Raw genomic sequence first — 14,486 nt, forward strand, 5'->3', positions numbered from 1 at the left:
CAGCCAGTGGCGGAACCCCGTTATTTTGACCCAGCGGTAGCAGTCGGTGAGCCGTCAGTCCCCCGTCGCGGGCTTTGCGCCGCCGGTTTCCTCGCGCACCTGCTCGATGGCGCTGCGAACGTCGGCCCCCGCGTCGGCGGCCCGTTCGAGCACCACGTCGGCCATCAGCGGTTCCGTCCCGACCGCGCCGGCGTACCAGATGTCGTGGCCCTCGACGGTAGTCGGCACGTCGTAGCCCGTCCGGTAGTCGTCAGTCAGGCCCATGTCTTCGGGGATGTCCTCCTGCGTGTGGAAGCCGTCAGCGATGAACAGCGGGACGACGACGATGTCGTCGCTCTCGAAGTAGTCGGCCACGTCGTCGACCTCGGGGTCCTCGTCCATGAACAGCGACTGGACCTCGTCGAAGCGGCCTCGCTCGCGGATGCGGTCGGCGTGGTACTGGATCGCCTTCGCGGAGTTCTCGTTGCGCTCCGTGCCGTGGCCGACGACCGCGAGACCGAAGCCCTCGCCGACGTCGGGGTCGCCGGTGACGGACTCGGCCCGCTGGACGATGACGTCGCTCATCGAGTCGTGGGTGCCGACCGGGCCGCAGTAGTGGACCGTCTGGTCCGTGTCTTCGGCGGTCAGCGTCGCGTTGGTCGCGCTCGTCCCGTCGGAGTCCCACAGCTCGGGGTCCCAGTCCTCCAGACGGAACTCCCGGGGGATGACCTGCTCGGTGAAATAACCCTCCGAGATGAACAGCGGGACCAGGTACACCTCGTCGGCGTCGACGGTCCGTAGCGCCTCCCGGAACGACGGTTCCTCCTTCCAGAACGATTCACGGACCTCGCCGAACGCGCCGGTCGCCCGGATCGTGTCCGCGTGGTCGTAGGTGGGCGTACTCGATTCGGCGTTCAGGTGGGAGCCGTGGGCCGCGATAACGAGGGCTTCGTCCATACCGCTCGGTTGGGGCGAGCCGTTCTTAGGGCCTTCGTTGGCCTGTCCGGATAGCCGGCAGGCTGTGCGATGTCGAACTCGGAAAGTGAGTGGTTGCCGACCGATTCATTCGGTTACAGCCCGAACAGGAGGACGTAGAACAACAGTCCGGCGGCCGCAAGCAGCGCGGCGTGTCCCAGCGCACCAGCAGCAACGACGATGGCGCCGATAACTCGCTCCGCTGCTCCCAGGGGCTGTCCGAACGCTTGCCGTTCACGTTGTGCAATCGCCATTGTTCTTCCCTCATGTAGAGAGTGGACGCCGAGGGGGACAAACCCCCCTTACTGTTCTCAGTTGCTGGGACCGGCCCCACAGTTCTGAGGGGACAGCACGCCTGTGTGGCGGTTATGGCCCGACGACGCTGGCTCCGCTGCCCGCGGTCGCTCGCACCCGATAGAACCACTTTTGCCCGCGCCGCCCGTGGCCGACGCCAATGTCACTCGCAGCCGCGACCAGGGACGCCGTCCGCGAGCGCCCGTTTCTCTACGACGCGCTCCGGGCCGGTGTCGTCAACTACACGGCCGCCGCACGCGCGCTCGACATCGACGGTGAGGCAGAGGCCATCGCGACTGCGCTCCGCCGGTTCGCCGAGGAACTGGACGACGATCCGTCACACGACAGTGACGCCAGAGTCTCGATGCAGAGCGGTCTGGGTCGGGTCGAGTCGCCCGACGCTACGTCCGCTGTCGTCCTCGGAATCGGCGACACCGCCTTCGCCGAGGACGCCGGATCGCTGACGGGTATCGTCGCCACCGGTGACCTATCCCCGGCGGCGCTTGCGGAGGTACTCGGACGCCTGCGAGCGGCGGACGTTTCCGTCGAAGCGGCTGGTGTCACCGACGACGCGCTCGTCGTGGTGGTGGGCCGTCGCGCGGGACCGGACGCGCTCCGGACGGTCGAGGCCGTCGTACAGCGGTGAATCGCCTTCCGACGGCTTAAAGCGGGCGGCACCAGTGGTCCCCGGTAATGACGCTTCGCGTGACGAACACGTTGACCGGTGAGAAAGAGCCCTTCGAGCCGCGCGACCCCGACTCCGTGTTGCTGTACTACTGTGGGCTGACGACCTCCGACCCGCCGCATCTCGGTCACGCGCGGGGCTGGGTCCACGTCGACGTGATGGCCCGCTGGCTCGACCACCTGGGCTATGACGTCCACCACGTCGAGAACTTCACCGACGTCAACGAGAAGATCGTCGCCCGCGTCGGCGAGGACGGCGACAGCGAGGAGAGCGTGGCCCGCCACTACGTCGGGCAGGTCATCGACGACATGCGGTCGCTCAACCTCGGCCGCGCGGAGGTGTACCCCCGCGTCTCCGAGCACGTCCCGGAGATCATCGACCTCGTCGAGCGACTCGTCGAGGGGGGTCACGCCTACGAACAAAACGGCTCCGTCTACTTCGACGTGACCAGTTTCGAGGACTACGGGAAGCTCTCGAACCAGTCCGTCGACGACATCGAGTCCCAGGGCGAAGAGACCGAGGGGGAGAAGCGCCACCCGGCCGACTTCGCGCTCTGGAAGGCCGGCGGCGTCGACCCGGAGGACATTGCCGAGCACCAGCACCCCGAGGCCGCGCCGGCCGAGGAGGCCTGCCAGACCGCCCAGACCTGGGAGTCGCCGTGGGGCGAGGGCCGACCCGGCTGGCACATCGAATGTTCGGCGATGTCGATGACCCACCTCGACGAGTCAATCGACATCCACGTCGGCGGGCAGGACCTCGTCTTCCCCCACCACGAGAACGAGGTGGCCCAGAGCGAGGCGGCGACCGGAAAGCAGTTCGCGAAGTACTGGCTCCACGTCCGCCTGCTGGAGACCGAAGAGGAGAAGATGTCATCCTCGCTCGGCAACTACTTCGCCGTCGCCGACGCCGTCGATGAGTTCGGCCCCGACGTGCTCCGGACCTTCCTGCTGTCGACGGCTTACACCTCGCGGGCGACCTACAGCGACGAGACCATCGCCGAGGCCGAGGAGCGCTGGGACCGCCTCTCCCGGGGCTACGAGCGTGCGGTCGGGGCCTGCGACGACGTGGACGCCTACGCGAAAGTGACCGACGAGACGCTCCGCAACGCGGTCGCGGACGCCCGCTCGGCGTTCGAGGCCGCGATGAACGACGACTTCAACACGCGGGAAGCGATGACCGCGCTGCTCGACCTGACGGCTGCAGTGAACTCCCACCTCGATGCGCACGAGCAACGAGACTACCAAGGGCTCCGCCGCGCCGTCGAAACCTTCGAAGAACTCGGCGGCGGCATCCTGGGTCTGACGTTCGGCGACGACGACAGCGGCGACGTGTCGCTGGCGGGCGATGTGGTCGACTTGGTCCTGAACATCCGTGAGCAGGAGCGGGACGCGGGCAACTACGAGCGCGCCGACGAACTCCGGGACGAACTCGAAGCGCTCGGCGTGGAGGTACAGGACACCGACGACGGGCCGACTTACCGGCTCTGACGGACCCGACCGGGCAGTTCTGACCGCGCTGCCAGTACGATTCTTGTAGTCTCAGAGATAGCTTGAACGGCCAAGTACTTTATATACGGGACACAGTGTAGCAACAATAATGCGAAAGGGCATACTCACGCTTCTCGTCGGACTCCTCGTCGTCTCGTCGGGCTGTGTCGGCCTGCTGACCGGAGAGACAGTCGAATTCGAGTCCTCGCCCGCGTCAGTCAGTGACAGCGCGCTCGAAGAGACCGGCTACGAGCAGTCGATGGCGGACGAGCAGACCATCGAGCGGACGGTGGACGTCGCCGGCCAGGAACGGACGATTCGCGTCACGAACCACGTCCGCCAGTACCAGCGCGGCATCGACCTCGGGCCGGTCGGTGAGGTCAACGCCGGCCGGTTCATCGTCTTCTCGACGCCCAGCGCGACCGTGGCAGGGCAGACACTGAACCCCGCCGCGAGCTGGTCTAACGAACGCCTCGTCGAGGAAGTCGCGAGCCGGAACGACCAGATCAGCGACGTCGAGTTCCAGCGGAACCGCTCGGTGGACGCGCTCGGCGAGTCCCGCGAAGTGGCCGTCTTCTCCGGAACGACAACCATCGAAGGCCAGGAAGTCGACGTGCTGATCCATCTCACGAGCTTCGAGCACGAGGGTGACGTGGTCGTCGCCGTCGCCGTCTACCCTGAACGGATCGACGACCGCGAGAGCCCACGGGTCGATACGCTGCTCGGCGGCCTCTCCCATTCGGGGAACTGACTGCGGGGATACTGTTTTCTTCCGGGCCGGTGATGACGGAGGCATGAACCGGCTGTTTGTCGCAGGTGTGGTGCTCACGCTCGTCGGCATCGCCGGCTACGCCGTCGGCACGAGCGTCGCCTATCCCGGCCGGTCCGCGTCAGTGACGGCGGTCATGGTCGGGCTGACGGTGGCCGCTGTCGGCTACTCCACGCCGATGGAGGACCCACCGTGATCTCCGCGGTGGTGTACGCCGACGGGCAGGCGCTGGAGTACGAGGAACTGGCGGCCGCCCGAACCGCTGTCGGGACGACGTGGGTCCACGTCACCGACGCGACACCAGACGAGATCGAGGCTGTCAGCTCCGTTTTCGACCTCCACCCGCTGGCTATCGAGGACATCAAGAACGACGTCCGGGCGAACGTTCAGGAGTTCAACGCCTACACGTTCGTCCTCGTCAAATCCGCGTCGCTCACGCCCGGCGACACGACCTTCGACAAAGAGGTGAAGACGACGCCGCTTGGCCTGTTCATCGGCCCCGACTGGGTCGTCACGCTGTCGACGGGAGCCGTCCCGTCCGTCCAGCGCGTGATGGACGCCGTCGGCCGCGGGGACGAGCGACTCCTCCACCGCGGGCCGGACTTCACCGCCTACCGGGTCATCGACGTCATCGTCGACGCGTATTTCGATCTGCTTGACGAGATCGAGACCGATATCGAACAGATCGAGGAAGAAGTGACGACATCCACCGACATCCAGACGCTCGAACGGATCAACGACGTCCGGCGCGACCTGCTGTCGTTCCGCAAGCAGGTTTGGCCCGCCCGCGAGGCCATCGGTATCCTCGCTCGCGGCGACCCCAAGCAGATCCAACCACAGACGGAGAAGTACTTCCGGGACGTGTACGACCACCTCGTCCAGATTGTCGACCTGACTGAGACGTACCGCGACCTCGTCGCTGGCGCGCGCGACATCTACCTGAACACGGTGTCCCAATCCACCAACGAGGTGATGAAGGTCCTCACCGTCGTCGCCACCATCTTCATTCCGCTAACCTTTGTGGTCGGTATCTACGGGATGAACTTCGCCGATAGCCCGTACAACATGCCGGAACTGGGCTGGACGTTCGGCTATCCGGCGGTGATGGTCGGGATGGCTGCCGTCGTCGCAGTGATGCTCGCTCACTTCCGGCAGCGGGGCTATCTATAGCGCCAGCGGGACGAGCAACACCCCCATCAGGGTCGCCCGTCGAGCCCCGAACTTCGGCGGGAGGTGGCCCACAGCGGTGGCCGCGCCGAACGCACCGATACCGACCAGCCCCGCAAAGAGCGCTGAGAGACAGACGAGCAGCGCGAGCACTGCCACCGAGAGCGCCGCTGGATCCAGTTGCCCGACGATCCGAAGATAGCGATCACCGACGGTCGGAACGAGTATTGCGCCGGTGACGGCGGCGATGGCGACCGCTGCGAGCAGCGCCGGGAGCACGAGCGGCACCTCGGCCCGGTCCAACGCAACGAGGACGCCGGTTCGCGGTGTTCCAAGCGAGTCGAGCGCGAACAGGGCAAACACTGCTGTCGCCGTGTTGACGCCGCTCGTCGTGACGATGAACGCCCGTGGCCCCTGATCGGCGACCAGCCCCAGTGCCAGCGTCGCCGCGATGGCACTGGAGATTCCTGGAATGTAGCCGACAGCGCCGCCACAGAGCGTGCCGACGCCCGCGAGAACGCCGACTGTTCGCCGCGGCGTCGTCACCGTCGCGTCGGCCTGCGGTGGGACGCCGTCCCCCTCGATGGCAGCAAGCAGCACCGGCGCGCCGAACAGCCCCGAGAACAGCGGGACCAGCACGTCCGAGACCGGCAGCCACCCAGTCAGTGGCGCATCGAGCAGCGCAACACCGAGCAGCCCGCTGGCGGCCAGCGAACACGCGGCACCCACCTGCCGGCGACGGCCGTGTTCGGTGATCACGAGCAGGACGGCGACGCCAGCGAGCAACACCGACAGCCACGGGCGGAGCAGCGGATACATTCGTTCCATCACCAGCGTCAGCGGAACCGCAAGGGGAACGGCAAACACCACCGCCAGGCCGCTCCCCAGCGCCGACAGGCGAAGCGCTTCTCGCCCGCGCCCCTCGATGACCAGCTGGTGGCTCGGCAGCGCGCTGGCCGCCATCGCCGGGTCCGGAACGCCGAGTGCCAGCGCCGGAATCACGTCGAGAAAGGTGTGTGTCACGCCGGCCGAAAGCATCGCGACGCCGACGTAGAGCCGCGGCCCGGGTAGACTGCTCGCTGCGGCCGCGAGCAGCAGCGCGAACGTGTTTGCGTGCAGCCCCGGGATGAGGCCGCTGAGCGTTCCCAGCCCGACTCCCGCCCCGACCGCAGCGAGTAGCGCGAGCGTCGCTGTCGGGTCGACGGCGGGAGTCCCCTGGAGCATACCGGGGCGTGGCCCCGTTCCCGTACTTGAACCTCCGTGCCGGCCGCGTGCCCACTCACTCCGCCGAACTGTCGTACATGTCGTCGAAGGCCTGTTCGCCGCGGATGAGCTCGTCGACGCCGTCGGTGAGCGTCACCTCGCCGAAGACAGTCGCACTGTAGTATGTGTAGAGTCCATCCTGGCCGCGGTCCGTCCGCTGGCGCTTCTCGACGAGGCCGGCGTCAACGAGCGTGTTGAGGTGATAGTGGAGCGTACTGTCATCGACAGTTAACATGTCATCCAGTTCCGTCGGACTCATCTCCCCACCGTGGACGAGGCGGTAGAGGATTTCGTACCGGATCCGGTTGCCGACCGCGGCGTGCATGTCGAGGTACTCCTCAAGACTAAGGGCGCTGTTATCGGGCAGCAGGTCGGCCGGGTCCTCTGGCGGCTCCCCGTCGACCGCTCGCGAGTGGTCAGTCGACATCTTGGTTTAGTGTACCTACGACCCGCATTTAGTTGTTATCAGACCAAAAAATGCTGAAAACACCCCTATTTATTTTTTATAGCGTGGTGCGGCCCGACCGGCCCGTGTTCCGGACAGCTCCCGGCGATAGGGGTGGCGTTGAGACAGCAATGGCGGCTGTCAGTCGCGACCAGCCCCGTCGAGAGTTCGCGCCCACAGATCCGACAACACAGGTCCGATTCAGCCATACGTCCCCTTCCGACCGGAGCCTTCTGAACCTGGCGAGCTTTTTGGTGTGCCGGCCATTCGTACTGGCATGAGCAACGAGTCCCGAAAGTCGGCCGGGTTCAAGGACCGAACGCCGGTGTCGACGGCGAGGAAGACACTGCTGGACGCAGTGACGCCCCACGAACGGACGGAGCGCGTCCCGCTGCGCGACGCCGACGAGCGCGTGGTCGCCACAGACATCACCGCCGAGCGAGCGGTGCCCCACTACCGCCGGGCGGCCATGGACGGCTTCGCCGTCAGAGCCGAGGACACCTTCGGCGCGAGCCAGCGGTCGCCGGCATCGCTCCGGGTCGGTGAGACGGTGACCACAGAAACAGCGGCCCGCGTACACACGGGGAGCGAACTCCCCGATGGCGCAGACGCCGTCGTGATGGTCGAGGAGACCGAGGTGGCCGGCGACACCGTCACGGTGTTCGACGCGGTCGCGGGCGGTGAGAACGTCGCGCCGGTCGGCGAGGACGTGGCGGAAGGGCAGACCCTCTACGAGGACGGTCACAGGCTCCGCCCGTCTGACCTCGGGCTGTTGAAATCAGTCGGGAACGACACTGTCGAGGTGTACGAGCGCCCCACCGTCAGCGTGATTCCCACTGGCGAGGAGCTGGTACAGGACGACCCCGCGCCGGGGGAGGTCATCGAGACGAACGGTCAGACCGTCACCCAGTACGTCGAACGCTGGGGCGGGGCGGCGACCTACCGCGACATCGTCACCGACGACGTGAACGCGCTCCGCGACGCAATCAGCGACGACCTGGACCACGACATCGTGGTGACGACCGGTGGGTCCTCCGTCGGCGAGCGCGACCTGCTCCCGGAGGTCGTCGACGACATCGGCGAGGTGCTGGTCCACGGCGTCGCGCTGAAGCCGGGCCATCCGGTCGCGCTCGGCGTGGTCGAGGAGACGCCGATTCTCATGCTGCCGGGGTATCCGGTCGCCTGTATCGTCAACGCCGTCCAGTTCCTCCGGCCGGCGCTCCGGCGGGCCGGTCACCTCCCGGCGACAGAGCCGCCGACCACCGAGGCCGAGTTGACGCGGAAGATAGCCAGCGAACCGGGGACCCGAACCTACGCCCGGGTGGAACTGCACGACGCAGATACGAACGAACAGCCGACAGCGACCCCGACGCGGGCCAGCGGCTCCGGCGTCCTCTCCAGCGTCGCGCTCGCGGACGGCTGGGTCGTCGTGCCGGAGTCCGTCGAGGGGTACGACGCCGGTGACACCGTGGCTGTCGAGGACTGGGAGTGGTCACAGTGAGCGACCGACGGGAGTTCCGCGACCTGGCCTCGCCCGAGGAGGCCCACGAGGTCGTCGCGAGTCTCGATATCGACCCCGACCCGGAGACGGTCCCGCTCGCGGACGCCCGCGACCGCGTCCTCGCTGAGCGGGTCGACGCCGACATCGACGTGCCAGGGTTCGACCGCGCGAGCATGGACGGCTACGCGGTCCGGGCCAGAGACACCTTCGGCGCTGACGAGGCCGATCCGGTGAGGCTGTCGGTCACCGGGGAGGTCCACGCCGGCGAGGAACCCGACGTGACCGTCGAGTCCGGTTCGGTCGCCGAGATCTCCACCGGCGCGGTGATGCCCCCCGGTGCGGACGCCGTCGTGATGGTCGAGCGGACGACCGAGACGGACGACGGCGTCGAGATACGCACGTCCGTCGCGCCCGGTGACAACGTGATGCTCGCCGGCGCGGACATCGCGGCCGGAGCGCGCGCGCTCGGTCCCGGAACGCGAATCACGCCACGCGAAATCGGGCTTCTGTCGGCGCTGGGCGTCGACGAGGTCCCGGTACGCGGCCGCCCCCTCGTCGGCATCCTCTCGACCGGCGACGAACTCGTTCGGCCCGGGAATCCCCTCGACAGCGCCGCCGGTGAGATATACGACGTGAACAGCTACACGCTGGCCGGCGCGGTCGCGGAGGCAGGCGGCGACCCGGTGATGTACCCCCACGCCGGCGACGACTACGCGGAGATGGAGCGGCTGCTCCACGAGGCGGCCGACGAGTGCGACCTCGTCCTCTCGTCGGGGTCGACCAGCGCGAGCGCGGTCGACGTCATCTACCGCGTCATTGAGGAGCGGGGCGAACTCCGACTCCACGGCGTCGCCGTCAAACCCGGCAAGCCGATGCTCGTCGGCACCATCGGCGACTCGGCGTACGTCGGGCTGCCGGGGTATCCGGTGTCGGCGCTGACCATCTTCCAGACGTTCGTCGCGCCGGCGGTCCGGGACGCCGCCGGTCGGGACCCGCCACAGACAGCGACGGTGTCCGGCACGATGGCAGTCCAGGAGCGCTACGGGGAGGGGCGCAGACGCCTCATGCCGGCCGGACTGGTCGAGGACGAATCCGGGTCGCTGCTGGTCTATCCCGTCGACAAAGGCAGCGGTGCGACGACGAGCCTCGTCGACGCCGACGGCTTCGTGGACGTGCCGCCGGGGACTGACTATCTCGCGGAAGGGGAGCCAGTCGACGTGACGCTGTTCTCCCCGGCGGTCAGGCCGCCGACGCTTCTCGGCATGGGCGAGGACGACCCGCTCCTCTCGCGCCTGCTGGACACCGTTTCCCGCCCGCGGTATCTCCCGCTCGGGTCGACCGAAGGACGCCGCCGACTCGACAACGGCGTCCCGGATATTGCCATCGTCGCGGGTCCGACCGACAGCGACCACGACGCAGCTGAGATCGGCGGCTGGCAGCGCGAGTGGGGACTGGTCGTCGGTCCGGATACCGATATATCCGACCTGAGCGATCTCGTCGACGGGGACTACCGCTTCGTCAACCGGGACACCGCCTCCGGGCTGCGACGGAGCTTCGACGACGCGCTCGATGCCTTCGGCGAAGAACGGGGCGTCGGCCGCGCCGAAGTCGTCGATGCCATCGACGGCTACGAACTGACGACGAAGGCTCACGAGAGCCCCGCCCGGAAGGTTCTGGCAGGCGATGCTGACGTGGGGCTCGGCCTCCGTGCCACGGCAACGAAACTCGACCTCGGGTTCGTCTCGCTGGGAACGCAACCGGTTCGGGTTCTCGCGAACCCGAAGCGACGGGAGAAAGACAGTGTTACCGAACTCGCTGCGACGCTTGCCGACCTCGACTCGCTGGCTGAGGGGCTGGTCGGTGTAGGGCCGCAGTAGCGAGGGGCGTCGCAGCGCTCACGCAGACAGGATTTCTCTGGCCTCCGCGGCCGATGCGACGGGGCGGCCCAGTTCGTCAGCCAGCCGCACTACGCGCTCTACGAGACGGGCGTTGTTTTCGGCGAGTTCACCGCGGTCGTAGTAGACGTTGTCTTCGAGACCGACGCGGACGTGGCCGCCGAACAGCAGTCCCATGGTCGCAAACGGCAGCTGGTGTCGACCGAACCCGAGCGTGTTGAACAACGCGCCCTCCGGAAGATTGTCGATAGCGTTCAGGAAGTTCGCCGGCGTTGGCGGGGTCAGCGTCCCCGGCCCGAAAATGAGTGTCGCGTACACCGGGTCCGCGAGGTCGCGGCGGTCGAGTAATCCGCTGACTTCGTTCAGGTGGCCGCCGTTGAACACCTCTAGCTCGGGCTTGATACCGCGGTCGACCATCTCGGCGTGCAGCGAGTCGACCAGCGCTCGCGTGTTCTCGCTAGTCAGGTGCTCGTAGCGGTTCAACGGCCCCATATCCAGCGACGCCATCTCCGGCGGCGGGTCCGTTCGGAGCGGCTGATGCCGCACGTCGTCCGGCACGCCAGTCCCCCCCGTTGAGTGTTGGATGATGATGTCGTCGGTATGTCTGCGAACGGCGTCGTCGATCTCCTGAAAGCGGTCCGTCTCGAAGGAGCGCTCACCGTTCGGTTTCCGGGCGTGGAGGTGGACGACCGACGCACCGGCGGCCTCGACCTCACCTGCGGCACGCCCGATTTCTTCGGGCGTCTCCGGGAGGTTCGGATTCGCCTCCTTGCCGTGGACGCCGCCGGTCAGCGCCGCCGTGATGACGACCGGGTCGCCATCGAGGTACGCCTCGTAGCCCACGCTCACTCGCCCTCCGCATGAGCACGATAAATCTCGCAGTGCTGCCCGTGGTCTAGCTCGTACCGGTCGTTACAGATATCCGCCCGCATCGGCTGGACGAACGTCTCCGCGGCAGCACAGTACGCTCGTTCATGGTCGAACGACCGCGTTTCGTCCGCCTCGCGATACTCCAGATATGGACAGGTCATGTGTTGACTACAGCAGGCCGATTGTTAACCGTTCAGTTGGATCGATATCGTGGTAACATCCGTGCCGCCCGGTGACACCAGGGTGAGAAACCTTCTCAGTCCTGGGGGGACCATACTGTATAATGACACCTGAAACAGACGGACTTCACCACGTGACTGCCATTGCGGGCAGCCCGCAACGCAACGCCGACTTTTACGTCGGAACCCTCGGTCTGCGGCTGGTCAAGCAGACGGTCAACCACGACGACACCGGGACGTATCACCTCTACTACGGCGACAGCGAGGGAACGCCCGGGACGAACATCACGTTCTTCCCCTGGACCGACGACGGTCGACAGGGATCGTTCGGTGACGGTCAGACACAGACGACAGCGTATCTCATCGATCCGGACGCCGTCGACTACTGGCGGGAGCGGCTCGCTGACCGCGGCGTCGACGTGTCTCAATCCGAGCGGTTCGATGAGACAGTGCTCCAGTTCGAAGACCCGGACGGAATCAGTCTCGAACTCGTCGCGACCGACGCACCCTCGGCTGCGACGCCGTGGACCGACAGCACAGTGCCGGTAGCCCACCAGCTACAGGGCTTCTATAGTGTGACACTGGCCGTCGCCAGCGTCGACCCCACTGCCGAGATACTCACCGACATACTGGGGTACAGTCACGAGGCGACGGCGGACGGACGACACCGCTACCGGAGCGCTGCCGGCGGTCCAGGCGCAATCGTCGACCTCGTGGAAACGGACTTCGGCCGAGGGGAGATGGGCGTCGGCACGGTCCATCACGTCGCGTTTCAGGCCGAGAGTACCGACGAGCAGGAGGCCTACCGCAAGGCGTTCATCGAGCGCGACCTGAACGTCAGCCGGATTATCGACCGGAAATACTTCCACGCCATCTACGCTCGCGAACCGGGGGGCGTCCTGTTCGAGATCGCGACGATGGAACCGGGCTTTACTGTCGACGAACGCCTCGAGGACCTCGGCGCTCGTCTGGCGCTGCCCGAGAAACTGGAGCCGAACCGTGAGTCGATCGAGCGCCAGTTGCCCCCGTTCGACGGTCCGACCGGGAGCGAGTGAGCCACAGCGATGACTGACACACCGGATATCGACGACCTCACGGCGCCGTTTCGGTTCGAGTACGACCCGGCGACACTCCGATACGCTCCCGATGCCACCCGCGGCCTTGACACGGAATTGGACACACAGGGCTACGACCGCGCGCTGATCGTCTGCGGCGCTACCGTCGGTGAGACGCCGGCCGTGATGGACCCCATTCGAGAGGCCCTTGGTGACCGATTGGCCGGTATCTTCGCGGAGACAACGCCCGCCAAGCGGCTCGGCACCGCCTACGACGGGCTCGAACGCTTCCGCGACACCGACGCTGACTGTCTCGTGGCTGTCGGCGGCGGGAGCAGCCTCGACGTGGCGAAGATCATCAGTATCCTCGCGGCCACTGACCGCGACCCGGCCGCTGTCGGTCAGGCGCTCGTCGATTCCGGAACGATAGCCGTCCCGGAAGCGGGACTGCCGCCCATCATCGCCATCCCGACGACGCTGGCCGGCGCTGACCTCTCTATCGTCGCCGGCGTCACAGCCGCTCCCGATACCTGCCCCGTGAACGAACCGGTCAGTGGCGGCGTCAGTGACCCGGAACTGATGCCCGCAGCCGTCTCTTACGACCCCGATCTGATTGCGACGACGCCCCGGTCAGTCCTCGCAGCGTCGGCGATGAACGGCTTCGACAAGGGTATCGAGACGCTGTACGCGGCCAACGCGACGCCGATAACCGACGCCACGGCGTCACGCGGTCTCGGGCTCTTCACGGACGGACTGCTCGCACTCGGTAACGGTGACGACGACCCGTGGGTGTATCAGTCGCTCGCACAGGGTATTATGCTCGTTCAGTACGGCATCTCGCGAGCCGACGGGACGACACTCTCGCTGATTCACGCCTTCGGTCACGGACTGACCCGGACCTACGAAGTTCAGCAGGGTGCGGCCCACGGGGTTATTGCCCCGCACGCGCTCTCGTACTTCTTCAACCAGGTCGACGGTCGACGGTCGCTTCTGGCTGACGCACTCGATGTCGGTAGTGCTGACGACCCCGCTGCTGCGGTCGTCGACCGTGTTCGCGATGTCGTCACGGCACTTGGCCTCCCGACGCGACTCCGTGATGTCGACGGGCCCACCCGAGAGGAGTTCCCCGAAGTCGCAAACGCTGTTCTCCAAGACTCCTTCATGGCGAACGCTCCGTCGGGACTGGAGCCCACGCAAAAAGACATCATCGGTGTGTTGGAAGCCGCTTGGTAGTGGTCACTGAACGGCCGCTGTTCAGTCGCGGTAGCGGAGAAAGTAGCATACCGCGCGAGCGGAGCGAGCGCGGTTTCCCCGGACGCGAACGGAGTGAGCGGCCGGCCTTTTTCGCCCACGTTTTTCAAGGAGCGGTTCGCGCGGTCAGCGCGAACCCGACGCAGAAAAAGGTGGTCTCACATGTCGGGCCAGGCCTTGGCGGCCCGACCGACGCCGGTCACGTCGTTAATCCAGCGGGCGGCGATGGCTTTCTTCAGCAGTTTCGCCGGCAGTCCGCCGAAGGTTTCGATAGGCATGTTCACCACGTCGTGGGCGACGGCCTTCTCGCCGACCGAGACGACCGTCCCCTTGTCCTTGTGAGTCCAGGTCTTGAGTGGCTGGCCGCGAACGGCGCGAGCGAGGTTCTCGCCGGCGACCTCGGCGGCCTGCCAGGCGGCCTGGGCCGTCGGCGGCGCGGGCTGGTCGCCCTGCTGGTCGATCAGCGCCGAATCGCCGATGGCAAAGACGTGTTCGTCGTCGGTCTGGAAGTTCCCTTCAGCGTGGACGCGATGGTTGCGCTCGTCCTTGTCCAGATCCACGTCGTGCATGCAATCGCGGCCGGTGATACCGCCTGTCCAGACCAATACGTCGTAATCGAGTTCGTCCTCGTCGCCGATGTAGACGGTTTCCTCGTCGACTTCGCCGATGAA

16 protein-coding genes are annotated in these 14,486 nt (G+C 66.6%); 9 read left to right on the top strand and 7 right to left on the bottom strand.

All coding sequences use genetic code 11. From position 1 onward, the window contains the following. Nucleotides 1-54 precede the first annotated feature (54 nt). Both ACY9XZ_RS21300 and ACY9XZ_RS21305 read right to left on the bottom strand, forming a co-directional pair. Complete coding sequence (locus tag ACY9XZ_RS21300; protein ID WP_463458923.1) at nucleotides 55-936, bottom strand: CbiX/SirB N-terminal domain-containing protein; 882 nt, start codon at nucleotides 934-936, stop codon at nucleotides 55-57. Between the two features lie 113 nt (nucleotides 937-1,049). Next, nucleotides 1,050-1,208: a hypothetical protein gene (locus ACY9XZ_RS21305; RefSeq protein ID WP_463458924.1), complete on the bottom strand. Its 159-nt coding sequence runs from the start codon at nucleotides 1,206-1,208 to the stop codon at nucleotides 1,050-1,052. A 200-nt stretch (nucleotides 1,209-1,408) separates the two neighbouring features. On the opposite strand from ACY9XZ_RS21305, the gene ACY9XZ_RS21310 reads away from it, so the two are divergent. The 5 genes from ACY9XZ_RS21310 (at nucleotide 1,409) to corA (ending at nucleotide 5,359) form a co-directional block, all read left to right on the top strand. Further along, entirely contained in the window at nucleotides 1,409-1,894 is a 486-nt protein-coding gene (locus ACY9XZ_RS21310) for a DUF7523 family protein (protein WP_463458925.1), read from the top strand. A 47-nt stretch (nucleotides 1,895-1,941) separates the two neighbouring features. Next, nucleotides 1,942-3,420 carry a cysteine--tRNA ligase gene (gene cysS / locus ACY9XZ_RS21315; protein ID WP_463458926.1) on the top strand — a complete coding sequence of 493 codons (1,479 nt, stop codon included), beginning with the start codon at nucleotides 1,942-1,944 and terminating at the stop codon, nucleotides 3,418-3,420. 109 nt (nucleotides 3,421-3,529) lie between these two features. Further along, entirely contained in the window at nucleotides 3,530-4,171 is a 642-nt protein-coding gene (locus ACY9XZ_RS21320; protein ID WP_463458927.1) for a DUF6517 family protein, read from the top strand. A 43-nt stretch (nucleotides 4,172-4,214) separates the two neighbouring features. After that, complete coding sequence (locus ACY9XZ_RS21325) at nucleotides 4,215-4,385, top strand: hypothetical protein (RefSeq protein WP_463458928.1); 171 nt, start codon at nucleotides 4,215-4,217, stop codon at nucleotides 4,383-4,385. Continuing rightward, the gene (gene corA / locus ACY9XZ_RS21330; RefSeq protein ID WP_463458929.1) at nucleotides 4,382-5,359 is read left to right on the top strand and encodes a magnesium/cobalt transporter CorA; all 978 of its coding nucleotides are present in this window, start codon (nucleotides 4,382-4,384) and stop codon (nucleotides 5,357-5,359) included. Before ACY9XZ_RS21325 ends, corA begins: the two co-directional genes overlap by 4 nt. Here corA and ACY9XZ_RS21335 read toward each other — a convergent pair. Continuing rightward, nucleotides 5,354-6,580 carry a tripartite tricarboxylate transporter permease gene (locus ACY9XZ_RS21335; protein ID WP_463458930.1) on the bottom strand — a complete coding sequence of 409 codons (1,227 nt, stop codon included), beginning with the start codon at nucleotides 6,578-6,580 and terminating at the stop codon, nucleotides 5,354-5,356. The genes corA and ACY9XZ_RS21335 overlap by 6 nt on opposite strands. Nucleotides 6,581-6,635: 55 nt before the next feature. Continuing rightward, on the bottom strand, nucleotides 6,636-7,046 hold the full coding sequence (locus ACY9XZ_RS21340) for an ArsR/SmtB family transcription factor (RefSeq protein WP_463458931.1): 411 nt from the start codon (nucleotides 7,044-7,046) through the stop codon (nucleotides 6,636-6,638). Nucleotides 7,047-7,341: 295 nt separating this feature from the next. On the opposite strand from ACY9XZ_RS21340, the gene ACY9XZ_RS21345 reads away from it, so the two are divergent. Both ACY9XZ_RS21345 and ACY9XZ_RS21350 read left to right on the top strand, forming a co-directional pair. Beyond that, nucleotides 7,342-8,565 carry a molybdopterin molybdotransferase MoeA gene (locus tag ACY9XZ_RS21345; RefSeq protein ID WP_463458932.1) on the top strand — a complete coding sequence of 408 codons (1,224 nt, stop codon included), beginning with the start codon at nucleotides 7,342-7,344 and terminating at the stop codon, nucleotides 8,563-8,565. Beyond that, on the top strand, nucleotides 8,562-10,442 hold the full coding sequence (locus ACY9XZ_RS21350; protein ID WP_463458933.1) for a molybdopterin biosynthesis protein: 1,881 nt from the start codon (nucleotides 8,562-8,564) through the stop codon (nucleotides 10,440-10,442). The genes ACY9XZ_RS21345 and ACY9XZ_RS21350 overlap by 4 nt, the downstream gene beginning before the upstream one ends. Nucleotides 10,443-10,460: 18 nt before the next feature. Here the strand turns inward: ACY9XZ_RS21350 and ACY9XZ_RS21355 are convergent, their stop codons facing one another. Further along, entirely contained in the window at nucleotides 10,461-11,303 is an 843-nt protein-coding gene (locus tag ACY9XZ_RS21355) for a beta-keto acid cleavage family enzyme (RefSeq protein WP_463458938.1), read from the bottom strand. A 2-nt stretch (nucleotides 11,304-11,305) separates the two neighbouring features. Then, nucleotides 11,306-11,491 carry a hypothetical protein gene (locus ACY9XZ_RS21360; protein WP_463458934.1) on the bottom strand — a complete coding sequence of 62 codons (186 nt, stop codon included), beginning with the start codon at nucleotides 11,489-11,491 and terminating at the stop codon, nucleotides 11,306-11,308. Nucleotides 11,492-11,613: 122 nt separating this feature from the next. Here ACY9XZ_RS21360 and ACY9XZ_RS21365 point away from each other — a divergent pair, with 122 nt between their 5' ends. Continuing rightward, on the top strand, nucleotides 11,614-12,564 hold the full coding sequence (locus tag ACY9XZ_RS21365; protein ID WP_463458935.1) for a ring-cleaving dioxygenase: 951 nt from the start codon (nucleotides 11,614-11,616) through the stop codon (nucleotides 12,562-12,564). A 9-nt stretch (nucleotides 12,565-12,573) separates the two neighbouring features. Beyond that, on the top strand, nucleotides 12,574-13,797 hold the full coding sequence (locus ACY9XZ_RS21370; RefSeq protein ID WP_463458936.1) for an iron-containing alcohol dehydrogenase family protein: 1,224 nt from the start codon (nucleotides 12,574-12,576) through the stop codon (nucleotides 13,795-13,797). 176 nt (nucleotides 13,798-13,973) lie between these two features. Here the strand turns inward: ACY9XZ_RS21370 and ACY9XZ_RS21375 are convergent. Continuing rightward, the coding region (locus ACY9XZ_RS21375) for an NAD(P)/FAD-dependent oxidoreductase (protein WP_463458937.1) at nucleotides 13,974-14,486 on the bottom strand (513 nt) is incomplete at its 5' end.

The sequence above is a fragment of the Haloarcula sp. HT12 genome (assembly GCF_055271655.1).